This is a genomic window from uncultured Demequina sp., assembly GCF_913055775.1.
Classification (GTDB): domain Bacteria; phylum Actinomycetota; class Actinomycetes; order Actinomycetales; family Demequinaceae; genus Demequina.
The window spans coordinates 13,147-33,814 of sequence record NZ_CAJXJX010000011.1 but is presented as its reverse complement, the minus strand read 5'-3'; the positions used below and the strand labels follow the sequence as shown (position 1 = coordinate 33,814).

Below are 20,668 nucleotides of genomic sequence, written 5' to 3'. Positions count from 1 at the left end.
GGCAAGCCGCAGCCGGTCCGCGCCATGGGCGGCGAGTTCACGCTGGGCCGCCCGCCGCAGCTGGCCGACGGCGACGAGCAGGTCGCGTGCTTCGCCTTCACTATCGACGGCCTGCGCTTCGCCGAGGCGGGCATGTTCTCCTGGGTCATCTCGATCGACGGCGAAGAGGTCTCGCGCCTGCCGATGCGGGTGAAGCAGGCGCAGCAGCAGTAGCAGCCGCGAAGCGAGAGTTCCTGCATGGGGATCTACAGCGCGGGGATCTACCCCGCGGTGCTGGTGGTGAGCGCGCTCGTCGTCGTGCTCGGCGGCGTGACGATGGCGTGGATTCGCGCGCACCGGGTCCTCGAGTGGGCGGTGACCGCACTGTGGAGCGCGACGGGCGTTCAGGCCATTGCCGTGGTGGTGCTGCTGCTCAGCGGCAATGACGCGGGACTGGTGCTGACCATCGGCTACCTGCTGGCGACCATCGTGATCCTGCCCCTCATGGGCATCGGGCGCCTCGGCGCACCAGACGCGGCTGCCGCGGATCCCGACCCCAACCGCCCCGTCCTGCAGCCGGACCAGATCGCGCGCGTGGACGGCGGGGCCGCGGTGATCGTCGGCATCGCCGCCGCGGTGCTCGCCTGGCGCATCGCCGTCATCCTGGGAGCCGCATGAACGCGATCGGACGCATCCTGCTCATCGCCGCGTACGCGGTGCTCGGCCTCGCCGCGACCGGGCGCTCCGTGGTGCAGATCACCACCAAGCTCGCGGACGCGCCGCTTCCCTACCTGGTGTCGGGCGCATCGGCCCTGCTCTACGTCCTCATCGCGGTGGCGCTGTGGCGCGGCTGGCGGCGCGTCGCGATCGTGGGAACCGCGGTCGAGCTCGTGGGCGTGCTGGTGGTGGGGACGCTGGGCTACGCGGCGCCGGAACTGTGGCCCGACGAGACGGTGTGGACCGGCTACGGCTCGGCCTACGGATGGGTGCCGCTCGCGCTGCCGGTGATCGCACTCGTGGTGCTGCTGCGCGGCGGGCGCCGCGCCCCGGATGACGCCGTGAGCGCACCGACGGCCTGACCGCCTACGCCTGCCCGCAGTACTTGTGGTGCCAGTTGTACGCAGACGTGTCCGTGAGCGACGCGACCTGGTCCACCGCGACGCGCAGCCGTTCGGCATCTCCTGAGGCCGCTCGATAGTCGACCGCGAACTGCGGCTCCATCGCGTCCGCTCCCCTGTCTGCCAGCGCCGCGACCAGCTCGCGAAGCACGCGGCGCTGCTTGCCGTAGGTCGGGCTCGTCTCCCGCGGAGCCATGAGGAAGTGCACCGCGATGCCCTTGAGGATCATGATCTCGTCGAGGGTGTCCTGAGGCACCACCAGGGACGCATGGTGGCGGGTCAGCGGACCGTCGCCGTGCTGTGCCCGCGTCGCGTCGAAGATGCCCTGCGCGAAGCGGCCGATGAGTTGGCTGGTCATGTCCTTGAGCGCAGCGAGCGACTCGCGAGTGCCGTCGTAGTCCTCGGCCCACCACTGGAAAGTGCGCAGCCGCTCGAGGGCCGCGAGCAGCGCGTCGTCATCGGTCGCGCCGCCGTACCACTCGCGAGCGTGCTCGACAACGGCCCTCGCCTGGCCAGGGTCGCGCAGCACGGACAGCTTGACCGCGCGGTAGACGATCGAGTCCTCGACGTCGTGCACCGAGTACGAGATGTCGTCCGCGACGTCCATCACCTGCGCCTCGAAGCTCTGGTGGGTGCCCACCGATCCCTCGCGGAGCCACTCGAACACCGGCAGATCGTCCTCGTAGACGCCGAACTTGCGGGTGGGCGTGCCGTCAGGGCGTAGTGGCGCGGCCGGCTCACGCCACGGGTACTTGACCACCGCGTCCAGGCTCGCTCTGGTGAGGTTCAGGCCAACGGAGCGGCCCGTCGCCGGATCCACGGACTTGGGCTCGAGGCGCGTGACGAGTCGCAGCGTCTGAGCATTGCCCTCGAAGCCGCCGATGTCCTTGGCGACCTTGTCGAGTGCCCGCTCGCCGTTGTGCCCGAAGGGAGGGTGTCCCAGATCATGCGCGAGACACGCCGCATCCACGATGTCGGGCGAGCACCCGAGCGCCTTGCCGAGTTCGCGGCCCACCTGCGCCACCTCGAGCGAATGCGTGAGCCGGGTCCGGACAAAGTCGCCCGACCCGAGGCCCAGCACCTGGGTCTTGGCACCCAGCCGGCGCAGCGCGCTCGAATGCACGATGCGCGCGCGGTCGCGCTCGAACGGCGTGCGCTGGGCGGCCTTGGGGGGCTCGGCGATCCAGCGCTCGACGTCCGGCTCGGAATAGCCAGGTGGCAGGGCGTTCACGTCTCGATGCTAGCCGGAGGGCTGGGAGCGGCGCCCCCAGCGCGCCTGGGCGCGTGTCGCGCGTGCACGGCTCACTGGTGTCCGGGCTCTCGATCCGTGTCGATCGTCCGCACGGGCCCGGATCACTGAACATCTGGGCGAGATTGCGTGGAAGATGCAGCGCCGATGGAGGCTCACGTCACCCTCGCGTTGCCGCGGCGTTCAGCTCCGCATCGTCGTCCTCGACATCCACCAAGCGCCTGATCGGGTGTCCCGAACTGCCACCCACCACCACCCAGCGCTGACGGCGAGGCCGCGCGGGCGCCGCCACCTCGGGATCCGCCACCTCGAGATCCGCCACCTCGAGATCCGCCACCTCCGGTGCGGGCTCCACGGCGGCCAGCTCCGCGTCCACCCCGCTCTGATCACCTCCGCATGCCGGGCAGGTGTGTGCATCCGACTCCTGTCGAGCCTGCACGCCAGGTCGCCCTGGGCTCACGACGACCTGTGGCGGGCCGCCTGGGTGGGACGGCGATGCGTCGAGCGCATCGCGGATGATGGTCCGCGGGTCGTAGCGTCGCGGATCGAGCGTCCGCCACTCGTCCGCCCGCAAACGCACCCCGCCCTCGCGCTCGGCGCGCACGCGCATCGACTCGAGCGCGTCGCGTGTGCGGCGTGTCCACTCGGCAAGCTGGTGGGCATAGTGCGGGAGCCGGGTAGGGCCGATGATGACCGCAGCGGCGACCAGCACGATGAGGACCTTGTCCAGGGATAGACCGAGCATGACTTCCTCCCTCAGTCGGAGATGCCGGCGAGGGTGCCGGCGAGAGCGCGACGCGCCGCACGGCGGTCATGGACAACCGCGATCACGTACGCGGCGAAGAACAGCGCGGTCATCGCGCCGGCGACGACGATCATCGACATCGCGTCCGCGGCCGGCGTCACCAGCGCGCTGAAGACCACGATCGCGACGACCGACACCCTCCACTGCGCAAGAATCGTGCGCGCAGGCAGGACCCCCAAGAGATTGAGCATGACGATCAGCACCGGGAGCACGAAGACGAAGCCCACCGCCACCACCATCCGGGTCACGAAGTCCACGTAGTAGGTTGCCTGGAGGATGGTGGAGTCCTCGGTCGAGGCGAAGGACGTCAGGAGTTCGACCATGTGAGGGAAGATCCAGAAGCCCACCGCACATCCTGCGAGGAACAGCGGCACGGCCGCGGCGACGAAACCGAACGTGTAGCGCTTCTCCTTGCGCGTCAGACCCGGAGTGATGAACGCGAACAGTTGGTACAGCCACACGGGACTCGACAGGATGATGCCGGCGAACACCGCGATCCTGAGCTTGAGGTCGAAGGCCCCTGTGACGGAGTCGTAGTTGAGGCTTGCGTCGCGGGAATCGGCGATCGCCAGCACCGGCTCACGCAGGGCGCTCAGGATCGGGTCGGCCAGGACGTAGCCCACGGCCATGGCCGCGAGCACCGCCACCGCCGCGCGGATCCCGCGATTGCGGGCCTCGCGGAGATGATCCGCGAGCGGCATGCGCGCCCGCGCGGAGGTGGCGGTGGCGGTCACGACGCTGCGTGCTGCGTCGGGGCGGCCGAGCCCGTGGTCGAACGTGGTCGTTCGGAGGCCACAGGCTCGGCATCGACGGTCCGCGGCGCTGCGGAGTCATCCGCCACCTCGTCCTTCAGGATCTTGACGGACTGCCCCACGCTCTTGGCGAGGGCAGGCAGCTTCGAGGCCCCGAAGACCAGCAGGACGACGACGAGGATGAGGATGGCGTGCCACCCGGTGAGGTTCTGCAACATGATGGTTCTCCTTGGTGTGAGTCGTGAGATGGGTGCGAGGGGTCAGGAATCCGACTCCGCGTCGGGACGCTCGGGCATGTCGCCGAACGGGGGCTCACCACCGCCAGGCGCGCCGCCTTCGCCGCCCTCGCCGCCAGGCGCGCCGCCTTCGCCGCCCTCGCCGCCGCCGACGCCCGGGGCGTCGCCGCCCGCGGGCTCGGTGCTGGTGTCGACGCGAACGACGAGCGACGCGACGTAGCCCGATGAGACGTCGCCTGAGATGGCCGCCATCTGCAGTTCCCCGCCGTCTTCGCCGAATACGTTGTCCGAGTCAAGCGTGATCTGCGACAGGTTCGCCGCGGAGCCGTCATAGTCGGCGAGCTCGTAGACGCCGTCGAGGACGTCCTCGGGGAAGGCCATCTGCGAGGTTGCGATCGCGTTCGCGGCGTCGGTGATCGCGTCCACGTCGGGGTAGACCTCGAAGTGGATGTGCGTCCACCTGCCGGTGTAGCAGCCCGGCATGATCGAGGTGAACTCGACGCGTCCGTCCTGGTCGGTGACCTGAACTCCACGGAGCCAGGTCTGGTCCTCGACGCCCTCGGAGTACATCGAGTACAGCCCCTGAGCATCGCAGTGCCACGCGTAGACGGCGGCACCCACCATGGGGGCGTCGTCGTTGACCATGTCGGTGATGGTGAACGCGAAGGTCAGCGGGACGCCGGCCACGGCATCTCCCCCGTCGATCGAGGTCGTGAGGTCCTGACGAACCACCCCCGACTCCTCGAGCACATCGGGCCCGTTGGACCCGTCGCCCGGGTAGGGTCCGGCGGTCTCATCGGGAATCTCGCCGCTGGGCAGGTCGACGTCGGCGCTGGATCCGGCGGACCCCGTCGCGGTGGAGGTGCCACTCGACGACGTCGGCGTGCACGCGGCGAGTGCCGCCACGCCCACGCCTGCTCCCACGAGCCCCACGACGCTGCGCCGACTGATCGCGGTGCGGATGTCGAAGGCGGCTCCCTGGTCGACGATCGGCTCGTCCGGGTGGTCCAGGAGCCGGCCCTCGTAGGACGGGCCAGCGGGGGTCTGGTCAGGTTCGGGTACGCGGGACATGGGACTGCCTCCCTAAGGTTCGTTCGAATCATGAGTCGCGCCGCAGTCGCGGTGCGAGGTGATGACCAGCCTGCTCAAGGGAGTTGGGACCACGCTGAGAACCGCATGAGGGTTTGCTGGGAGTGACGGACGCAGCTCCGATGCACACGTCCACTTCCCGCGCGCGACTCCGAGCCGCGGCGTAGCGTGAAGCGCATGGGACGGGTACGGGTGTACATCGCCAGTTCGCTCGATGGCTTCATCGCCGGGCCGCACGACGACATCGCGTGGCTCGAGGCGCCGCGCCCCGCGTGGGCCCCGATGGCTGCCGCGCCGTGGGCGTCGACCGCTCCGGACGCGGTCGGGTACGACGAGTTCATGGCCGATGTGGGTGCGATCCTCATGGGCCGGCGCACCTACGACGTGGTCGCCAGCATGGATATTGAGTGGCCCTACGGTGACGTGCCCGTGATCGTGGCGACTGCGCGGCCGCTGGAGCCCGAGGCGCCCACCGTGACCGCCGCATCGGCCCCCATCGACAACCTCGTGGAGGAGGCGCGCGAGGCCGCGCGCGGCAAGGACGTCTACGTCGATGGCGGGAGCATCATCCGCCAGGCGCTCGACGCCGGACTCATCGACGAGCTCATCGTGACCCTGCACCCCACGCTGCTGGGCGCCGGGCACCCGCTGTTCGCGGGAGTCGAGGCGCGCCACCACATCACGGTGGTCGATGTGCGCCGATACGGCGACGGGCTCGTGCAGCTCACGCTGACACCTGCCCGCGAACCGCAGGACGTCTCAGCGGTGCCCGAGGGCGGCGGCCCTGCCGCAGACGTCGAGGACAAGGACCCCGGCGAGCCGCCCCTCGGACTCGCGTAGATCCGGTCAGCCGCCGGAGACGCTGAGCTCCGCCTCGCGCAGGCGCGCCTCGAGATCGGGAGTGATGTCCTGGGTGTCGAGCCAGCCCTCGGGGCAGGCCGGGCGCTTGGGCGTCCCCTGGCGCCCACGGGCACCCTCTGCGGCCTCTCCCGGGTAGGGAGTGTCGAGGGGCAGCGAGTCGAGCAGCGCGCGCAGGCCATCGAGCGTCTCGACCAGCCCCAGCGATCGACGGACATCCCCGCCCACCGGATAGCCCTTGAGGTACCAGGCCATATGCTTGCGAATCTCGCGCATGGCCTTGGTCTCGTCGTCGCCAAAGAAGCTCACCATGAGCTCGCCGTGGCGGTAGATGGTGTCCGCGACGGTGCGCAGGTCCGGGCGCGCGCGCTCGGACCGCCCCTCGAAGGCCGCCTGCAGGTCGCCGAACAGCCACGGCCTGCCCTGGCAGCCACGCCCCACCACGACGCCGTCGCACCCGGTCTGCTCGACCATGCGCACCGCGTCCTCGGCAGACCAGATGTCGCCATTGCCGAGCACGGGAACGGTGGTGACGGCCTCCTTGAGGCGCGCGATCGCGGACCAGTCCGCGGTGCCGGAATAGAAGTCGGCGGCGGTGCGCGCGTGAAGGGCGACGGCGGCTGCCCCCTCGCGCTCCGCCATCCGGCCCGCCTCGAGGTAGGTCAGGTGGTCGTCGTCGATGCCCTTGCGCATCTTCACGGTGACCGGGATGCCGTACGGCTCCGCCTCGCGGACCGCGGCGCGCACGATGTCGCGGAACAGGTCGCGCTTCCACGGCAGCACCGCTCCCCCGCCCTTGCGGGTCACCTTGGGCACCGGGCAGCCGAAGTTCATGTCGATGTGGTCGGCGCGGTCCTCCTCGACCAGCATCTTCACCGCAGCACCGATGGTCGACGGATCCACGCCATACACCTGCACGGAGCGCGGCTTCTCATCCTCGTCGTGGTGGATGATGCGCAGGCTCTCTGGGGTGCGCTCGACGAGAGCGCGACTGGTCACCATCTCCGCGACATACAGGCCGCCTCCGTGCTCGCGGCACAGGCGCCGGAAGGCCGCGTTGGTGATTCCTGCCATGGGAGCGAGCACCACGGGAGTGTCGACCTCGAGGGGGCCGATGCGCAGAGGCGGCAGGACACGGGGGCTCGCCGATGCGGTGGTGGTCATGACTCCATTGTCGCCGATGCGCCGGGCGTGCCGGGGCCGTCGGGCTCGTCGCCCGTGCGCCGATCCTCGTCCGCGATCGCGTCACGCCCCACCACGAGGGCGCCGATGCCCGTCGTCAAGGGCACCGCGAGCACCAGGCCGATTGAGGACACCAGCGTGCGGACCACCTCCTCGGCGATCTCTGCGCCGGTGAGGGTGGTGCCCAGAGCGCTGTCGTAGAGGCTGATCAGCATGATGGCCGGCAGCGCGGCACCGACGTAGGCGAAGGCGATCGTGTAGACCGTCGACGCGATGTGGTCGCGGCCGATGCGCATGCCGCGCTGGAACAGGTTCCACCGGGAGATCTCGGGCCGGGCGGCGCGCAGCTCCCAGATGGCTGAAGCCTGGGTGACGGTCACATCGTTCAGCACGCCCAGGCCCGCGATGATGATGCCGCACAGCACCAGGCCCTGCAGGTCCACGCTCCGCCCTGACAGCTCCAGATGCGTGCCCTCCTCGGACCAGATCCCCGTGAGTCGCGAGGCGTCGACCGCCCACCACGCGAGGATCGCAGTGATCGACAAGCCGGCAAGGGTGCCCAGGTAGGCGGTGGTGGTGCGCGCGTTGAAGCCGTGAGCGAGGTACAGCAGCACCGCGAGCGCCCCGGAGCCCGTCACGAGCCCGATCACCAGCGGGTCTCCGCCGTCGAAGAGCGCGGGCACGGTGAAGAAGATGATGATGCCGAACGCGGCGGCCAGGCCCAGCAGCGCACCAATGCCGCGCCACCACGCGATGCCCACCACCAGGACCACGTAGACGATCAGCAGGAACAGCATCGGCCCTGCGCGCTCGAAGTCGCCGAAGATCAACTCGCCGGTCTCGACCTGCAGCACCCGCACGCGGTCGCCGGTCTCATACTCAAACGTGCCGAGCGATGCGGGCTGTAGTTCCTGGAGTCCGTCCTCTTCCTGCCCGCGCACCGTCACCTGCGCGACGCCGTCGGCCCCGACGGATTCGACTACCGCGCTTTCCCACGTCGCGCCTGTGTAGGTGGTGGGCACGGAGCGCAGCAGCGACCAGTCCTGCGGCCACACTGCCATCGCGCCGACGGTGGTGAGGAACAGCACCACGCCCACGATCACCGACAGGATGATCGTGGTGCGCTCGGACGCCCGCGGCGCGCGCTCGAGGCCGCCGTCGACGCCCAGCCCGTGCGAGTGGCCGGCGCCCATCAGCAGGTGCCCATCAGTGCCAGCCCAGCCCGCGCATCGGCCCCGCTCCTACGCGCCGATCAGGCGCGTCGCGAGGTAGGCCTGCACCTGCGACAGCGCCACGCGCTCCTGCTGCATGGTGTCGCGGTCGCGGATCGTGACGGCCTGGTCGTCCTGGGTGTCGAAGTCGACGGTGATGCAGAACGGCGTACCGATCTCGTCCTGACGGCGGTAGCGCTTGCCGATCGCCTGCGTCACGTCGAGCTCGACGTTCCACGCGCCGCGCAGCTCCTTGGCGAGCGCGTCCGCAGTGGGCAGCAGCTCCTCCGACTTGGACAGCGGCAGGACGGCGGCCTTGACCGGCGCGATGCGCGGATCGAGGTGCAGCACGGTGCGCTTGTCGACGCCGCCCTTGGTGTTGGGGGCCTCGTCCTCGTCGTAGGCCTCGACCAGGAAGGCCATGAGCGAACGGGTCAGGCCGGCCGCAGGCTCGATCACGTAAGGCGTGTAGCGCTCGTTCGTGGTCGGGTCGAGGTAGGACAGGTCCTTGCCGGAGTGCTCGGAGTGCGTCGACAGGTCGAAGTCGGTGCGGTTGGCGATGCCCTCGAGCTCGCCCCACTCGGAACCGGTGAAGCCGAACCGGTACTCGATGTCCGTGGTTCCCTTCGAGTAGTGCGAGAGCTTCTCCTGCGGGTGCTCGTACAGGCGCAGGTTGTCGCGCGAGATGCCGAGGTCCGTGTACCAGGCCAGACGCGTGTCGATCCAGTACTGGTGCCACTCGTCGTCCGTTCCGGGCTTGACGAAGAACTCCATCTCCATCTGCTCGAACTCGCGCGTGCGGAAGATGAAGTTGCCGGGCGTGATCTCGTTGCGGAAGGATTTGCCGATCTGGCCGATGCCGAACGGCACCTTCATGCGCGAGGTGCGCTGCACGTTGTCGTAGTTGACGAAGATGCCCTGCGCGGTCTCGGGGCGCAGGTAGTGCAGCCCGGACTCGTCCTCGGTGACTCCCAGATACGTCTTGAGCAGGCCGTTGAACATCTTGGGCTCGGTCCACTGGCCGCGCGTGCCGCAATTGGCGCACGCGATGCCGGCGAGGCCGCCCTCGGGCGCGCGGCCCTTCTTCTCCTCGAACTCCTCGATGAGGTGGTCCTCGCGGAAGCGCTTGTGGCAGGACAGGCACTCGACCAGCGGGTCCACGAAAGCCTTCAGGTGGCCCGACGCCTCCCACACCTTCGAGGGAAGGATGACGGAGGAGTCGAGGCCCACGATGTCGTCGCGGCTCGACACCATGGCGCGCCACCACTGGCGCTTGATGTTCTCCTTGAGCTCGACGCCCAGCGGGCCGTAGTCCCACGCGGAGCGGGTGCCGCCGTAGATCTCTCCACACGGGAACACGAAGCCACGGCGCTTCGCGAGCGAGATCACGTTGTCGAGGCGGGACGGCTGGGCCACGGGGCTGCTCCTAGGGGTCGGGCGGAAGTGCCCGCACAGTCTATCGGTGACAGCGGAGGGCCGATGCGGCGGCGGGCGCCGTACTCCGCGCGCCGATGCGCGGGGTCCGGACACGACAACGGCCCGGCTCCCGCAAGGGAGCCGGGCCGCGAAAGCGCAGGGGCGTGAGTTACGCGCCCTTGGCTGCTGCCTTGAGCGTGGCGCCGGCCGAGAGCTTCACGACGGTGGTCGCGGGGATCTCGAGGGTCTCGCCGGTCTGGGGGTTGCGGCCGGTGCGCGCAGCGCGCTCGCCGGTGTCAACCTGGAGGAAGCCCGTCAGCTTGACGGCCTCGCCTGCTGCCACCGCCTCGGTGACGACCTTCTCGAAGGCCTTGAGCGCATCGGCTGCCTGAGCCTGCGTGAGGTCGGTGCCGTCGGCGATCTTCGAGGCGACGTCGGAGCGGGTGAGGGTCATGTCATTCCTTTCACGCCCGACTTCCGTCGGGCTCGATGAGTCCGCGCTGGACAGCGCGGACGAGGGGACGCGGCACCTGGTGCACCGTGCCGTTCACGGTCACGGGGACCAGGTCTGGTGCCGCCGCCTTCCATTGTGCACGTCTTGAGCGTGTGCGCGAACGGGAGGTCTTGCGCTTGGGTACGGCCATGACACTACCCCTGTCGCGCCTTGAAGCGCGGATTGCGCTTGTTGATGACGTAGGTCTTGCCCCGACGGCGCACGACGATCGCGCCCTCCTTGCGGGCCAGGGACCGGATGCTGGCGCGGACCTTCATGAGGCTTCCTTCCCATAGCGGCGCCGGAAGCGCTCGACGCGTCCGGCGGTGTCGACCACGCGCTGCTGGCCGGTGTAGAACGGATGGCTGGCTGAGGAGATCTCGACGTCTACCACGGGGTACGTGTTCCCGTCGGTCCACTCGATAGTCTCTTCGGAGGTCATCGTCGAGCGGGTCAGGAACGCCCAGTCGGCGGCCTTGTCACGGAAGACGACGGGGCCGTAGGGCGGGTGGATACCGTGCTTCATGTCACCAACTCGACTTCGTGATGCCGGGCAGCTCACCGCGGTGGGCCGCCTCGCGGAACTTGACGCGCGACAGTCCGAACTTCCTGAGATTGCCGCGCGGACGGCCATCGCTCGACCCGCGATTGCGCAGACGGGTGGGGCTCGCGTCTCGCGGCAGCGCGTGCAGCGCCTTCATCGCCGCGTCGCGCTCGTCCGCGCTGAGGTGCGGGTTGACGGATGCACGCTTGAGTTCGAGGCGGCGCTCGGCGTACCGGGCGACCACCTCCTCGCGCTGCTTGTTGCGGGCGATCTTGCTCTTCTTCGCCATCAGCGGGTCTCCTTGAACTCGACGTGGCGCCTGATCGCCTTGTCGTACTTGCGGATCACGAGCCGGTCCGGGGTGTTGCGGCGGCTCTTGGTCGTCACGTAGCGCGTGCCTGTGCCCGCGGTGGACTCCAGGGTGATCTTGTCCCGGATATCTTTTCCCTTGGCCATCAGACCTTCTCTCCTGACGCGATGATGCGCCCGACCACGGCGTCGATCCCGTCGCGATCGATGACCTTCAGGCCCTTCGTGCTCACGTTGAGGGTGACGGTGCGTCCCAGGCTGGGCACCCAGAAGCGCTTGCGCTGGATGTTGACGTCCCAGCGGCGCTTGGTGCGCCGGTGGGAGTGGGAAATGGAGTGGCCGAAGCTGGGCACAGCTCCGGTGACTTGGCATCGCTGTCGTGACATGCCGAGCAACTCTAGTAATGAGAATCGTTCTCGTCAAATGCTACAGTGCTCTCCATGACCAGTTTCACCATCTCGACTCTCACGACCATCGACCCCGTCGTTCGCGCATCAGCCGCGTTCGGGCTCACCATCGACCGCGGCGACACCGTCGTGATCACTCACGACATTCTTGACGGCGGCGTGCGCCGCACCGTCGCGGACGCCACCGGAGTCCTCGAGACGGTCGTCACTCCCCTCGACCACGCCTGCGTCTCCTGCGCGATCCGCGAGGACGTCCTGCCCACGCTGGTGGGACTGCGCCGACTGGACCGGTGGGAGCATGCAGTCGTCGCCCTGCCTGTCACCGCGGAGCCCGCGCCGCTCGTGCGGCTGCTCGACGCCGAGCTGCGGCGGACCGGCTCGCTCGCGGGCGCGCGCTTCGGCACGGTTGCGGCCGTGGTCGACGCGGCGACGCTACGCGACGACGCTTTCTCCGACGCGTGGATCGAGGATCTGGGACTCGGCATGCACGAGGACGACGACCGCGTTCTGGCCGAGGCTCTCGCGCCCATCATGGCCGCGGCCGACCTCATTGTCCTCAGCGGCGACTCTCCGGCGCCCGAGGGCGCCCGCGCCGTCGCCGACCACCTGCGCGGCGACGGCAGCCGCATCATCGAGTCCGAGCTCAGCGAGGTGGGCGAGGCGCTGCTGTCGCGCCCGTGCGGGCGCACCCGCGACTGCCTCGAGCGCGTGGACCCGCTGCGACTGCCACGGCGCACCCCGGAGGACCGTGCGGGGGTGTGGACCCTGCGCCTGTCGAGCGAGCGAGCCTTCGACGCCGGACGGCTGCGCGAAAACCTCCACCGGCTAGCGGACCACCGCGTGCGAGCGCGAGGGCACTTCTGGGTCGCGTCGCGCCCCGGCGGCGCATGCGTGTGGGAGGAGTCGGCGGGCCAGCTGAGCGTGGGCGAGATCGGCACGTGGGAGGGTCGCAGGCCGCGCACGGAACTGCTGATCACGGGCGTCGGTGACGAGCGCGACGTGATCGCAAGCGCGTTCGCCGCGGCGCTCGCGTCCCCGTCCGAGACTCCTGGAAGTGACACCCTCGCCGACTGGTTTGGGGAGGCCGACGGCGGCTCCGACGCCAACGCAGCCTAGATCGACAACGATTATCAAGAACGGTATTCTTTCTCGCATGTCTCTCCCCCGTTTTCTCGTCGCTGGCGCGTGCGTCGGCATCCTCTCGCTTGCCGGCTGCTCGTCGTCCTCCGGTGACGCCTCGTCGTTCGACAACCCCAATGCCAGCCTCGTGGTAGGCGCGTCCTTTTACCCGCTGCAGTTCGTCGCCGAGCGCGTGGGCGGCGAGGACGTCGCTGTCTCGTCCCTCATCGCCGCGGGCGTGGAGCCGCACGATGCCGAGATGTCACCGGCCACGGTGCGATCGATGCAGGGCATGGACACGGTGGTCTTCCTGTCCGACTTCTCCGCTGCGGTGGACGACGCGATCGAGACCACGGGCGTGCGCTCCCTCGATGCGCACCACATCGTCGACGAGCACGTCGGCGACGTGGTGGCCCACGCCGAGGCCGACCACGACCACGAGACGGGCGAGGCGCACGAGGACGACGACCACGATCACGCCGAGGATGAGGCGCACGAGGACGAGGAGGAGGGCGACGACCACGACCACGATCACGGCGCCGTCGACCCGCACTTCTGGCAGGACCCGACGCTCGTGGCCGAGTTCGCGGATGATGTCGCCGCAGAGTTCTCCGAGCTCGACCCCGACAACGCCGCCTCGTACGAGGAGCGGGCCGAGGCACTGAAGGCAGACCTGACCGACCTCGACGCGGCCTACACGGACGGCCTCGCGATGTGCGAGCGCCGCGATATCTTCGTGAGCCACGAGGCCTACGGGTACCTGTCCGCCCGCTACGACCTCCACCAGGAGGGCCTGTCCGGGCTGGACCCCGAGGCGGAGCCCTCCCCTGCTCGGGTGCGCGCGATCCGCGACCTCGTCGAGGACACGGGGGCGACCACGATCTTCACCGAGTCGCTCGTCAGCGCGAACGTCGCCGACTCGCTCGCCGAGGACGTGGGCGTCTCCACCGAGGTGCTCGACCCGATCGAGTCGATCGCCGAAGGCGACGACTACCTCTCGGTCATGGAGCGCAACCTCGAGGCGCTGAGGACCGGGCTTGACTGCAGCTGACCCTTTCCACCACGACACCCCGCCCGCCATCACGGCGCGCGCGGTGCGCGTGCGCCTGGGCGGCCACGAGATCCTGCACGGCGTGGACCTCGACGCGTTCCCGGGTGAGGCCGTCGCGATCATGGGCGGCAATGGCTCGGGCAAGTCCACGCTCGTCCGTGCGCTCGTGGGCGCGCTGCCCGTCTCGGCTGGATCCATCGAGGTGTTCGGACGGCCTCGCTCTCGCGCAACCGCCTCGCGCATCGGCTATGTGCCCCAGCGCGCCTCCGCCGGAGGCGGCGTCACGGCGACCGCCCGCGAGGTGGTCCGCTCGGGCCTGCTGGGCACCGGCCAGCTGCTGCTTCCCCGTGACGCCAAAGCGCGGGCCATGGACGCTCTCGACCACCTGGGCGTCGCCCATCTCGCGACCCGCGATGTCGCGTCGCTGTCAGGCGGAGAGCAGCAGCGCGTCCTCATCGCTCGTGCACTCGTGCGCGACCCGGACGTCCTGATCCTCGACGAACCCATGGCCGGCGTCGACGTCCCCAGCCAGGAGGCGCTGTCCGCGGCCTTGACGGAGCGTCGCGACGCCGGCGCGTCCATCATCCTCGTGCTGCACGAGCTCGGGCCGCTCGCGCCTCTCGTGCACCACGCCGTGGTCCTCGACCAGGGCTGCGTGACGCACATCGGCGAGCCTCCTCGCGCGCTGGGTGTCCATGCGCTCCCCGGCCACGACCACGAGCACGCGCACGCCGACGTCGCCGAGCCTGAGGGCTCGACCTTCGCGTGGGAGGTGCGGCCATGATCGACCTGCTCACCGATCCCCTGGTCCAGCGCATGATGATCGTGGCGATCCTCGTGGGCGCGACGGCGCCGGTGGTGGGCACCTACCTGGTGCAGCGTCGGATGTCGCTCCTGGGAGACGGGATCGGCCACGTGGCTCTCGCCGGAGTCGCAGCGGGGTGGCTGGCCGGGTCGTGGGCGGACCTCGCCCAGCAGGATGCTCTCGCGATCCCGGGCGCGATCGTCTTCGCGATCGTGGGCGCCGTGGTGATCGAGCGCATGCGGGCCCGCGGCATCGCCGCCGCCGACGTCATCATGGCGATCATGTTCTACGGCGGCATCGCGACGGGCGTGCTGCTGATCTCCGCCGCGGGCGGGTCGAACGCCAACCTCATGGGCTACCTCTTCGGCTCCATCTCGACGGTGAGCTGGACCGATGTGTGGGTCACCGTCGCGCTGTCGATCGCCATCCTGGTGGTCGGCGTGGGTCTGCGGGCGTCGCTCTTCGCGGTCACCCACGACCAGGAGTTTGCGCACTCCGTGGGCTTGCCCGTGGGTGCACTCAACATGGTGGTAGCGGTCCTCGCGGCCGTGACCATCACCGCCTCGATGCGCGTGGTGGGCGTGCTGCTCGTCAGCGGCGTCATGATCCTGCCTGTCGCCGTCAGCCAGATCGTGACGCGCTCGTTCTCGCGCACCATGGCCGTGGCAATGGGGGTGGGCGTCGCGATCTGCGTCGCCGGCGTCGCCATCACCCTGTTCCACGACCTTCAGCCCGGCGCGCTGATCGTCGTCCTCGGGGTCGTGCTGTACGCCGTGGTAGCGTCCAGTGCTGGGCTCGTGAGAAGCCGCCGCCGCAGGCGAGACCACGCTGTGGCGGAAGAACGGCCGCTCGAGCCGACGGAAGGAGCCACCGCATGACGGACGCCAAGGCCGCACCCGCGCCACGCATGACCAAGCAGCGCGCCGCCATCCTCGAGGCGCTCGACGGCACCGATGAGTTCCGGTCGGCACAGTCGTGGCACGACATCCTCCGTCACGACGGTTCCTCCGTGGGGCTCGCCACTGTCTATCGATCGCTCCAGATCCTCGCCGAGTCCGGCGAGGTCGACGCCGTCGTCACGTCCTCGGGCGAGACCCTCTACCGCCGCTGCGGAGCGGTGGACGAGCACCACCATCACCTGCGCTGCCGCGTCTGCGGCAAGGCGGAGGACATCGAGGTGCCCGAGTTCGAGGAGTGGGCCTCGCGCATCGCCACCGAGCGCGGATTCGCTCGCATGGACCACACCGTCGAGATCACGGGAGTGTGCGCGGCCTGCACCGCGAAGGGCCACTGATGCCCGGCGTTCCGTCCTTCATCTTCGACGGCCCCTGGTGGGGACTGTTCTCCTTCCTTACCGGCGTGGTCTTCTTCCGCACCCAGGCGACCTACTGGCTCGCGCGCTGGGCTCGCACGGGGGCCGATGCGGTGGCCGACAGAGCCGAGGAGCGCCACAGCCGGAGGGCTCGCCTCGCGCGACGCTTCTCGGGTCCCGGCATGGAGCGCGCACGCGAGTTCATCGAGCGACGCGGCTACGTGGCGATACCGCTGTCCTTCTTCACCGTGGGCTTCCAGACCATGGTGAACGCGACCGCGGGCTACACGCGCATGCGATTCGACCTGTACACGCTGGCGATGATCCCCGGCTGCCTGGCGTGGGCCACCATCTACACGGCGATTGCTCTGTCGCTGTGGGAGGCGTGGCTGAGGTCGCCGTGGCTCCTCGTGCTGGGCGTGCTCGTGATCGCGGCCGTGGTGGTGGGGCTCAACCTATGGCGCAGGCGCCGCGCGCCTACCGTCGCGGCCGACCCGACGTCCCCGTACGCCTCCTAGGCCGATCCGAATCGCCGGTTGCGCTGCGCGTACTCCTCGATCGCGGCCCACAGGTGGGTGCGGTCGACGTCGGGCCACAGCACGTCGCTGAACACGTACTCGGCATAGGCCGCCTGCCACGGCAGGAAGTTGGAGCTGCGCTGCTCGCCGCTCGAGCGCCAGAAGAGGTCGACGTCGGGCATGTCCGGCTCATCGAGGTGCGCCGCCAGGGTCTTCTCGTTCACCCGCGACGGGTCCAGCTCCCCCGCCGCCGCCTTGATCGCAATGGCGCGTGCCGCATCGGCGATCTCCGCGCGTCCCCCATAGTTGACGCACATCGTCAGGGTGAGCACATCGTTGCCGGCGGTCATCTCTTCGGCGCGTTCGAGCTCGTCGATCACGGACTTCCACAGCTTGGGCCGTCGCCCAGCCCACCGGACGCGCACGCCCCACTCGCCCATCTGGTCCCGGCGGCGGCGGATCACGTCGCGGTTGAAGCCCATGAGGAAGCGCACCTCGTCCGGGCTGCGCTTCCAGTTCTCCGTGCTGAAGGCGTACGCGCTGAGGTGGGTCACGCCTATCTCGATCGCGCCGGCGACAACGTCGAGCAGGGCGGCCTCGCCGCGCTCGTGTCCCGCGGTGCGCGGCAGCCCGCGCTGCTTGGCCCACCGGCCGTTGCCGTCCATCACCACGGCGACATGCCCGGGAACGGCTGATGCGGGCAGGGCGGGCGGAGTCGCTCCCCCGGCGTGGGACGGAGGCTCGGCGAAGGTCACGACCGCCAGCCTAACGGTGGAGTCACGCCGTCCCGGGCTGGGCGCGGTCCACGTGCGGCAGCGACCGCACCTTTCGCTCGAGGTGGAACTGCGTGTACGCCGCGATCAGCCCGGCACCGTCGCGCCGGTGACGGTCAGCCGAAGCGTCAGCGGTGGACCAGTCGCCGCTGAGCAGGGCCTCGAGCAACGAGAAGGTCTCGGGCGCGGGCGCTGCCGCGCCGGGCGGGCGACACGTCTCGCACACCGCTCCTCCCCCGGCTACCACGAAGGCCCGATGAGGCCCGTCGCGTCCACAGCTCGCGCACGCGTCGAAGCTGGGCTCGTAGCCCGCGAGCGCGAGCGATCTCAGGAGGAAGCTGTCGAGAACCAGGCCAGGATCGTGCTCGCGCCGGCTGAGGGCCCCGAGGGCACCGTGCAGCAGCCGATACTGATCCCACGCCGGCTCCTTCTCGTGGTCGACGAGCTTGTCCGCCGTCTCCACCATCGCAGTCGCCGCCGTGTACAGCGCGTAGTCCTCCGCGATCCGGCGCGCGTAAGGCTCCTTGGTCTCGACCTGGCTCACGACGTCCAGGTTGCGCCCTTCGTACAATTGGACGTCGACCAGCATGAAGGGCTCGACGCGCGATCCCAGTCTGCTCGACGTACGCCGGACACCCTTGGCGACCGCGCGCACCTTGCCGTGGCGCTTGGTCAGCATCGTGACGATGCGGTCCGCCTCACCCAGCTTGTGGGTGCGCAGCACGATCGCATCGTCTCGGTACACGGGCACCGGACCATTGTCGCGCGCGCGCCCGGCACGGCCGTGCGCCTCGCCGCCTCGGGGCGCCTCAATGCGCATTCCGGCCCCGAAAGTTCATCTTGACCCCCCACAAGTGGGGATACCGCGCGTCACCGGGCGGCAATAGCGTCAGAGTCGACGGCCAAGAGCCGGGGTGGTTTCATCGGGGGAGAGATCACGCCGAGGGGCGGTGCCTGCGGCACCGCCCCTCTGCCGTCTCCTGCGCCTTCGCCTCAGTCGAACGCACGCAGCGTGCGCCCCAGCGACACGGTCGCGTCCTCGGTCCAGCCGAGCGACGCGTAGAACGCGACTACCGCCGCGTTGGACTCACGCACCTGCAGATTGACCTTGACGCACCCCAGCCCAGAGAGCGCCTCGACGGCCGCGTCCACCAGAGCCGTGGCGATGCCCTCGCGACGCCGGTCGGGGGCGACCGCGAGGTGATACAGCCAGCCGCGGTAGCCGTCGTAGCCGGCGAGCACTGCGCCGGCCACGTCTCCGGCAGAGTCGACCGCGACCCAGAACAGGTCGGGGTCGCGGTCGACCTTGCGCGCGATGACAGCCCGGGGCGCATTGCGGGGCGGGTCGTCAGGGAAGCACGTCTCCCACAGGGCGACCACCGCATCGGCGTCTCCAGGGCCGTAGCGCCGGATGGCGATGCCGGCGCCCACGTCGGCCCTACCTGCCCGCGCGGTTGACCGCGGAGATGATCGCCTTGAGCGTGGCGGTCGTGATCGAGGGGTCGATGCCCACGCCCCAGAAGATCTCGTCGCCGATCTGACACTCGACATACGCGGCCGCCTGGGCATCACCGCCGCCGGTCATCGCGTGCTCGTGATAGTCGAGCACCTCGACCTTCACTCCCCTGGTGCCGAGAGCGGCGACGAACGCGTCGACGGGACCGTTGCCCGAGCCTTCGACCGTGACGGCCGCGTCACCGTCGCGGATGTCCGCGGCGAGGGTGTCTGGGCCCTCGTCCGAGCTCGTCGCACGGGTGCCGCGCAGCGCCAGCCGGCCCCACTGACGCTCGGGGTCCTCGGCCGGCAGGTACTCGTCGTGGAAGATCTGCCAGATGTCCTCGGCCGTCTGCTCCGCGCCGGTGGAGTCTGCGGCTACCTGGACCACGCGGGAGAACTCGATCTGGAGCCTGCGGGGCAGGTCGAGATTGCGCTCCGTCTTGAGCAGGTAAGCGACGCCGCCCTTGCCCGACTGGGAGTTGACGCGGATGACCGCCTCGTACGACCGGCCCACGTCCTTGGGATCGATGGGCAGGTACGGCACGCCCCACACGATGTCGTCGACGGTCACACCCTGCTTGTCAGCGCGCGCCCGCATGTGGTCGAAGCCCTTGTTGATCGCATCCTGGTGCGAACCGGAGAACGCGGTGAACACCAGGTCGCCGCCCCACGGGTGACGCGGGTGGACGTCGATCTGGTTGCAGTACTCGACCGTGCGGCGGATGCCGTCGATGTCGGAGAAGTCGATCTGCGGGTCGATCCCCTGGCTGAAGAGGTTCATGCCCAGCGTCACCAGGTCCACGTTGCCGGTGCGCTCGCCGTTGCCGAACAGGCAGCCTTCGATGCGGTCCGCGCCGGCCATGTAGCCCAGCTCCGCGGCCGCCACAGCGGTGCCGCGGTCGTTGTGCGGGTGCAGGGACAGCACCACCGAGTCCCGGTAGTCCAGGTGGCGGTTCATCCATTCGATCGAGTCCGCGTAGACGTTGGGCGTGGCCATCTCCACCGTGGCGGGCAGGTTGATGATGACCTTGCGCTCGGGCGTGGGCTTCCACACGTCCAGCACCGCATTGCAGACCTCGACCGCGTACTCGAGCTCGGTGCCTGTATACGACTCCGGGCTGTACTCGTAGAACACCTGGGTGTCCGGGATGGTCTCCTCGAACTTCTGGCACAGCATCGCGCCGTGGGTGGCGATGTCCTTGATCTCGTCCTTGTCCGCGCGGAACACGACCTCGCGCTGCAGCACCGACGTCGAGTTGTACAGGTGGACGATCGCGTTCTTGGCGCCCTTGATGGACTCGTAGGTGCGCTCGATGAGGTGCTCGCGCGACTGGGTCAGCACCTGGATGACCACGTCATCCGGGATGCGCTCCTCCTCGATGAGCGTGCGTACGAAGTCGAAGTCGGTCTGGCTCGCGCTCGGGAAGCCCACCTCGATCTCCTTGTAGCCCATGCGGACCAGGAGATCGAACATGCGCAGCTTGCGCTCGACGTTCATGGGCTCGATGAGTGCCTGGTTGCCGTCGCGCAGGTCGACCGCGCACCAGCGCGGCGCCTCGGTGATGCGCTTCGAGGGCCAGGTGCGGTCGGGCAGATCGACGGCGATCTGCTCGTGGAAGGGCCGGTACTTGTGGATCGGCATCGGCGACGCGGTCTGGTCGCCGGAGGTGTAGTGCTCGCTCATGTCGTGGGGTTCCTTCGTCGGGGTCGGTGGCTGATGTCAGCCGGCGCGACAGCCTCCGCGACGAGGAGCCGGCCTTTAGGCCTCGTCGCGGCGGCGAAGGAGCAGCGAGCGTGCACGCATGTGTTCACCATAGCGGACGGCCGATGCGCGGGTCACGTTCCCCTCAGCGTGGGCGGCGCGCGGTAGAGGGCGGTGCGGCGGCGGATGTCAGGAGTTCTCTTGACAGGGGAACGGAACCATGGTTGGTTAGTTACTACACCA

General features: G+C 69.5%; 29 protein-coding genes. 10 read left to right on the top strand and 19 right to left on the bottom strand.

Translation table 11 applies throughout. From position 1 onward, the window contains the following. From QZ483_RS02230 to QZ483_RS02220, 3 genes are all read left to right on the top strand, one after another. Positions 1-213, top strand: a 213-nt coding sequence (locus QZ483_RS02230; protein ID WP_297081353.1) for a DUF6941 family protein, incomplete at its 5' end; no start/stop codon positions are given. Between the two features lie 24 nt (positions 214-237). Continuing rightward, complete coding sequence (locus QZ483_RS02225; protein WP_297081352.1) at positions 238-657, top strand: hypothetical protein; 420 nt, start codon at positions 238-240, stop codon at positions 655-657. Next, positions 654-1,058, top strand: a complete 405-nt coding sequence (locus QZ483_RS02220; RefSeq protein WP_297081351.1) for a hypothetical protein — start codon at positions 654-656, stop codon at positions 1,056-1,058. The genes QZ483_RS02225 and QZ483_RS02220 overlap by 4 nt, the downstream gene beginning before the upstream one ends. A gap of 4 nt (positions 1,059-1,062) precedes the next feature. Here the strand turns inward: QZ483_RS02220 and QZ483_RS02215 are convergent, their stop codons facing one another. From QZ483_RS02215 to QZ483_RS02195, 5 genes are all read right to left on the bottom strand, one after another. Then, positions 1,063-2,328 carry a deoxyguanosinetriphosphate triphosphohydrolase gene (locus tag QZ483_RS02215; RefSeq protein ID WP_297081350.1) on the bottom strand — a complete coding sequence of 422 codons (1,266 nt, stop codon included), beginning with the start codon at positions 2,326-2,328 and terminating at the stop codon, positions 1,063-1,065. 178 nt (positions 2,329-2,506) lie between these two features. Next, positions 2,507-3,091, bottom strand: a complete 585-nt coding sequence (locus QZ483_RS02210; protein WP_297081349.1) for a hypothetical protein — start codon at positions 3,089-3,091, stop codon at positions 2,507-2,509. An 11-nt stretch (positions 3,092-3,102) separates the two neighbouring features. After that, the gene (tatC, locus tag QZ483_RS02205; protein WP_367117077.1) at positions 3,103-3,885 is read right to left on the bottom strand and encodes a twin-arginine translocase subunit TatC; all 783 of its coding nucleotides are present in this window, start codon (positions 3,883-3,885) and stop codon (positions 3,103-3,105) included. After that, entirely contained in the window at positions 3,882-4,121 is a 240-nt protein-coding gene (tatA, locus tag QZ483_RS02200; RefSeq protein WP_297081348.1) for a twin-arginine translocase TatA/TatE family subunit, read from the bottom strand. Before tatA ends, tatC begins: the two co-directional genes overlap by 4 nt. Before the next feature lie 42 nt (positions 4,122-4,163). Next, a complete protein-coding gene (locus QZ483_RS02195; protein WP_297081347.1) occupies positions 4,164-5,210 on the bottom strand; it encodes an intradiol ring-cleavage dioxygenase in 1,047 nt (348 codons plus the stop codon). A gap of 195 nt (positions 5,211-5,405) precedes the next feature. Here QZ483_RS02195 and QZ483_RS02190 point away from each other — a divergent pair, with 195 nt between their 5' ends. Next, complete coding sequence (locus QZ483_RS02190; RefSeq protein WP_297081346.1) at positions 5,406-6,068, top strand: dihydrofolate reductase family protein; 663 nt, start codon at positions 5,406-5,408, stop codon at positions 6,066-6,068. 6 nt (positions 6,069-6,074) lie between these two features. Here the strand turns inward: QZ483_RS02190 and dusB are convergent, their stop codons facing one another. The 10 genes from dusB to rpmB all read right to left on the bottom strand — a co-directional run bounded on the left by dusB (position 6,075) and on the right by rpmB (position 11,627). Further along, positions 6,075-7,250 (bottom strand): tRNA dihydrouridine synthase DusB, encoded by a 1,176-nt coding sequence (gene dusB / locus QZ483_RS02185; protein ID WP_297081345.1) that lies wholly within the window; start codon positions 7,248-7,250, stop codon positions 6,075-6,077. After that, on the bottom strand, positions 7,247-8,461 hold the full coding sequence (locus QZ483_RS02180; RefSeq protein WP_297081344.1) for a YibE/F family protein: 1,215 nt from the start codon (positions 8,459-8,461) through the stop codon (positions 7,247-7,249). Before QZ483_RS02180 ends, dusB begins: the two co-directional genes overlap by 4 nt. Positions 8,462-8,509: 48 nt before the next feature. Beyond that, positions 8,510-9,895, bottom strand: coding sequence for a glycine--tRNA ligase (locus tag QZ483_RS02175; RefSeq protein WP_297081343.1), 1,386 nt, complete (start codon positions 9,893-9,895; stop codon positions 8,510-8,512). A gap of 169 nt (positions 9,896-10,064) precedes the next feature. Next, entirely contained in the window at positions 10,065-10,349 is a 285-nt protein-coding gene (locus QZ483_RS02170) for an HU family DNA-binding protein (protein WP_297081342.1), read from the bottom strand. Positions 10,350-10,359: 10 nt separating this feature from the next. Continuing rightward, complete coding sequence (gene rpmF, locus QZ483_RS02165; RefSeq protein ID WP_297081341.1) at positions 10,360-10,539, bottom strand: 50S ribosomal protein L32; 180 nt, start codon at positions 10,537-10,539, stop codon at positions 10,360-10,362. 4 nt (positions 10,540-10,543) lie between these two features. Further along, positions 10,544-10,666, bottom strand: coding sequence for a type B 50S ribosomal protein L36 (gene ykgO / locus QZ483_RS02160; protein WP_084037959.1), 123 nt, complete (start codon positions 10,664-10,666; stop codon positions 10,544-10,546). Next, on the bottom strand, positions 10,663-10,914 hold the full coding sequence (locus tag QZ483_RS02155) for a type B 50S ribosomal protein L31 (RefSeq protein WP_297081340.1): 252 nt from the start codon (positions 10,912-10,914) through the stop codon (positions 10,663-10,665). The genes ykgO and QZ483_RS02155 overlap by 4 nt, the downstream gene beginning before the upstream one ends. 1 nt (position 10,915) lies before the next feature. Continuing rightward, entirely contained in the window at positions 10,916-11,221 is a 306-nt protein-coding gene (rpsN, locus tag QZ483_RS02150) for a 30S ribosomal protein S14 (protein WP_297081339.1), read from the bottom strand. Beyond that, on the bottom strand, positions 11,221-11,388 hold the full coding sequence (gene rpmG / locus QZ483_RS02145) for a 50S ribosomal protein L33 (protein ID WP_297081338.1): 168 nt from the start codon (positions 11,386-11,388) through the stop codon (positions 11,221-11,223). Before rpmG ends, rpsN begins: the two co-directional genes overlap by 1 nt. Next, positions 11,388-11,627 (bottom strand): 50S ribosomal protein L28, encoded by a 240-nt coding sequence (rpmB, locus tag QZ483_RS02140; protein ID WP_297081337.1) that lies wholly within the window; start codon positions 11,625-11,627, stop codon positions 11,388-11,390. Before rpmB ends, rpmG begins: the two co-directional genes overlap by 1 nt. A gap of 54 nt (positions 11,628-11,681) precedes the next feature. On the opposite strand from rpmB, the gene QZ483_RS02135 reads away from it, so the two are divergent. Genes QZ483_RS02135 through QZ483_RS02110 form a run of 6 tightly spaced genes read left to right on the top strand, consistent with a single transcriptional unit; the run spans position 11,682 to position 16,453 of the window. Then, positions 11,682-12,764: a GTP-binding protein gene (locus QZ483_RS02135; RefSeq protein ID WP_297081336.1), complete on the top strand. Its 1,083-nt coding sequence runs from the start codon at positions 11,682-11,684 to the stop codon at positions 12,762-12,764. 37 nt (positions 12,765-12,801) lie between these two features. Beyond that, positions 12,802-13,818 (top strand): metal ABC transporter substrate-binding protein, encoded by a 1,017-nt coding sequence (locus tag QZ483_RS02130; RefSeq protein ID WP_297081335.1) that lies wholly within the window; start codon positions 12,802-12,804, stop codon positions 13,816-13,818. Continuing rightward, complete coding sequence (locus QZ483_RS02125; protein WP_297081334.1) at positions 13,805-14,602, top strand: metal ABC transporter ATP-binding protein; 798 nt, start codon at positions 13,805-13,807, stop codon at positions 14,600-14,602. The genes QZ483_RS02130 and QZ483_RS02125 overlap by 14 nt, the downstream gene beginning before the upstream one ends. Beyond that, a complete protein-coding gene (locus QZ483_RS02120; RefSeq protein WP_297081333.1) occupies positions 14,599-15,501 on the top strand; it encodes a metal ABC transporter permease in 903 nt (300 codons plus the stop codon). Before QZ483_RS02125 ends, QZ483_RS02120 begins: the two co-directional genes overlap by 4 nt. After that, a complete protein-coding gene (locus tag QZ483_RS02115; protein WP_297081332.1) occupies positions 15,498-15,917 on the top strand; it encodes a Fur family transcriptional regulator in 420 nt (139 codons plus the stop codon). The genes QZ483_RS02120 and QZ483_RS02115 overlap by 4 nt, the downstream gene beginning before the upstream one ends. Further along, entirely contained in the window at positions 15,917-16,453 is a 537-nt protein-coding gene (locus QZ483_RS02110) for a DedA family protein (protein ID WP_297081331.1), read from the top strand. The genes QZ483_RS02115 and QZ483_RS02110 overlap by 1 nt, the downstream gene beginning before the upstream one ends. Here QZ483_RS02110 and QZ483_RS02105 read toward each other — a convergent pair. The 4 genes from QZ483_RS02105 to leuA form a co-directional block, all read right to left on the bottom strand. After that, a complete protein-coding gene (locus QZ483_RS02105) occupies positions 16,450-17,217 on the bottom strand; it encodes an isoprenyl transferase (protein ID WP_297081356.1) in 768 nt (255 codons plus the stop codon). The two genes, QZ483_RS02110 and QZ483_RS02105, sit on opposite strands and share 4 nt — an antisense overlap. Positions 17,218-17,230: 13 nt before the next feature. Further along, complete coding sequence (gene recO / locus QZ483_RS02100) at positions 17,231-17,977, bottom strand: DNA repair protein RecO (RefSeq protein WP_297081330.1); 747 nt, start codon at positions 17,975-17,977, stop codon at positions 17,231-17,233. Positions 17,978-18,219: 242 nt separating this feature from the next. Next, a complete protein-coding gene (locus QZ483_RS02095; RefSeq protein WP_297081329.1) occupies positions 18,220-18,657 on the bottom strand; it encodes a GNAT family acetyltransferase in 438 nt (145 codons plus the stop codon). Positions 18,658-18,664: 7 nt separating this feature from the next. Beyond that, positions 18,665-20,407 carry a 2-isopropylmalate synthase gene (gene leuA, locus QZ483_RS02090; protein WP_297081328.1) on the bottom strand — a complete coding sequence of 581 codons (1,743 nt, stop codon included), beginning with the start codon at positions 20,405-20,407 and terminating at the stop codon, positions 18,665-18,667. Positions 20,408-20,668 lie beyond the last annotated feature (261 nt).

What these genes read in the sequence shown, in the direction of transcription:
- QZ483_RS02225 (WP_297081352.1), top strand. Translation starts at nt 238, where the DNA reads ATGGGGATCTACAGCGCGGGGATCTACCCCGCGGTGCTGGTGGTGAGC.
- QZ483_RS02220 (WP_297081351.1), top strand. Translation starts at nt 654, where the DNA reads ATGAACGCGATCGGACGCATCCTGCTCATCGCCGCGTACGCGGTGCTC.
- QZ483_RS02210 (WP_297081349.1), bottom strand. Translation starts at nt 3,091, where the DNA reads ATGCTCGGTCTATCCCTGGACAAGGTCCTCATCGTGCTGGTCGCCGCT.
- tatA (WP_297081348.1), bottom strand. Translation starts at nt 4,121, where the DNA reads ATGTTGCAGAACCTCACCGGGTGGCACGCCATCCTCATCCTCGTCGTC.
- QZ483_RS02195 (WP_297081347.1), bottom strand. Translation starts at nt 5,210, where the DNA reads ATGTCCCGCGTACCCGAACCTGACCAGACCCCCGCTGGCCCGTCCTAC.
- QZ483_RS02190 (WP_297081346.1), top strand. Translation starts at nt 5,406, where the DNA reads ATGGGACGGGTACGGGTGTACATCGCCAGTTCGCTCGATGGCTTCATC.
- dusB (WP_297081345.1), bottom strand. Translation starts at nt 7,250, where the DNA reads ATGACCACCACCGCATCGGCGAGCCCCCGTGTCCTGCCGCCTCTGCGC.
- QZ483_RS02180 (WP_297081344.1), bottom strand. Translation starts at nt 8,461, where the DNA reads ATGGGCGCCGGCCACTCGCACGGGCTGGGCGTCGACGGCGGCCTCGAG.
- QZ483_RS02170 (WP_297081342.1), bottom strand. Translation starts at nt 10,349, where the DNA reads ATGACCCTCACCCGCTCCGACGTCGCCTCGAAGATCGCCGACGGCACC.
- rpmF (WP_297081341.1), bottom strand. Translation starts at nt 10,539, where the DNA reads ATGGCCGTACCCAAGCGCAAGACCTCCCGTTCGCGCACACGCTCAAGA.
- ykgO (WP_084037959.1), bottom strand. Translation starts at nt 10,666, where the DNA reads ATGAAGGTCCGCGCCAGCATCCGGTCCCTGGCCCGCAAGGAGGGCGCG.
- QZ483_RS02155 (WP_297081340.1), bottom strand. Translation starts at nt 10,914, where the DNA reads ATGAAGCACGGTATCCACCCGCCCTACGGCCCCGTCGTCTTCCGTGAC.
- rpsN (WP_297081339.1), bottom strand. Translation starts at nt 11,221, where the DNA reads ATGGCGAAGAAGAGCAAGATCGCCCGCAACAAGCAGCGCGAGGAGGTG.
- rpmG (WP_297081338.1), bottom strand. Translation starts at nt 11,388, where the DNA reads ATGGCCAAGGGAAAAGATATCCGGGACAAGATCACCCTGGAGTCCACC.
- rpmB (WP_297081337.1), bottom strand. Translation starts at nt 11,627, where the DNA reads ATGTCACGACAGCGATGCCAAGTCACCGGAGCTGTGCCCAGCTTCGGC.
- QZ483_RS02135 (WP_297081336.1), top strand. Translation starts at nt 11,682, where the DNA reads ATGACCAGTTTCACCATCTCGACTCTCACGACCATCGACCCCGTCGTT.
- QZ483_RS02130 (WP_297081335.1), top strand. Translation starts at nt 12,802, where the DNA reads ATGTCTCTCCCCCGTTTTCTCGTCGCTGGCGCGTGCGTCGGCATCCTC.
- QZ483_RS02120 (WP_297081333.1), top strand. Translation starts at nt 14,599, where the DNA reads ATGATCGACCTGCTCACCGATCCCCTGGTCCAGCGCATGATGATCGTG.
- QZ483_RS02115 (WP_297081332.1), top strand. Translation starts at nt 15,498, where the DNA reads ATGACGGACGCCAAGGCCGCACCCGCGCCACGCATGACCAAGCAGCGC.
- QZ483_RS02110 (WP_297081331.1), top strand. Translation starts at nt 15,917, where the DNA reads ATGCCCGGCGTTCCGTCCTTCATCTTCGACGGCCCCTGGTGGGGACTG.
- leuA (WP_297081328.1), bottom strand. Translation starts at nt 20,407, where the DNA reads ATGAGCGAGCACTACACCTCCGGCGACCAGACCGCGTCGCCGATGCCG.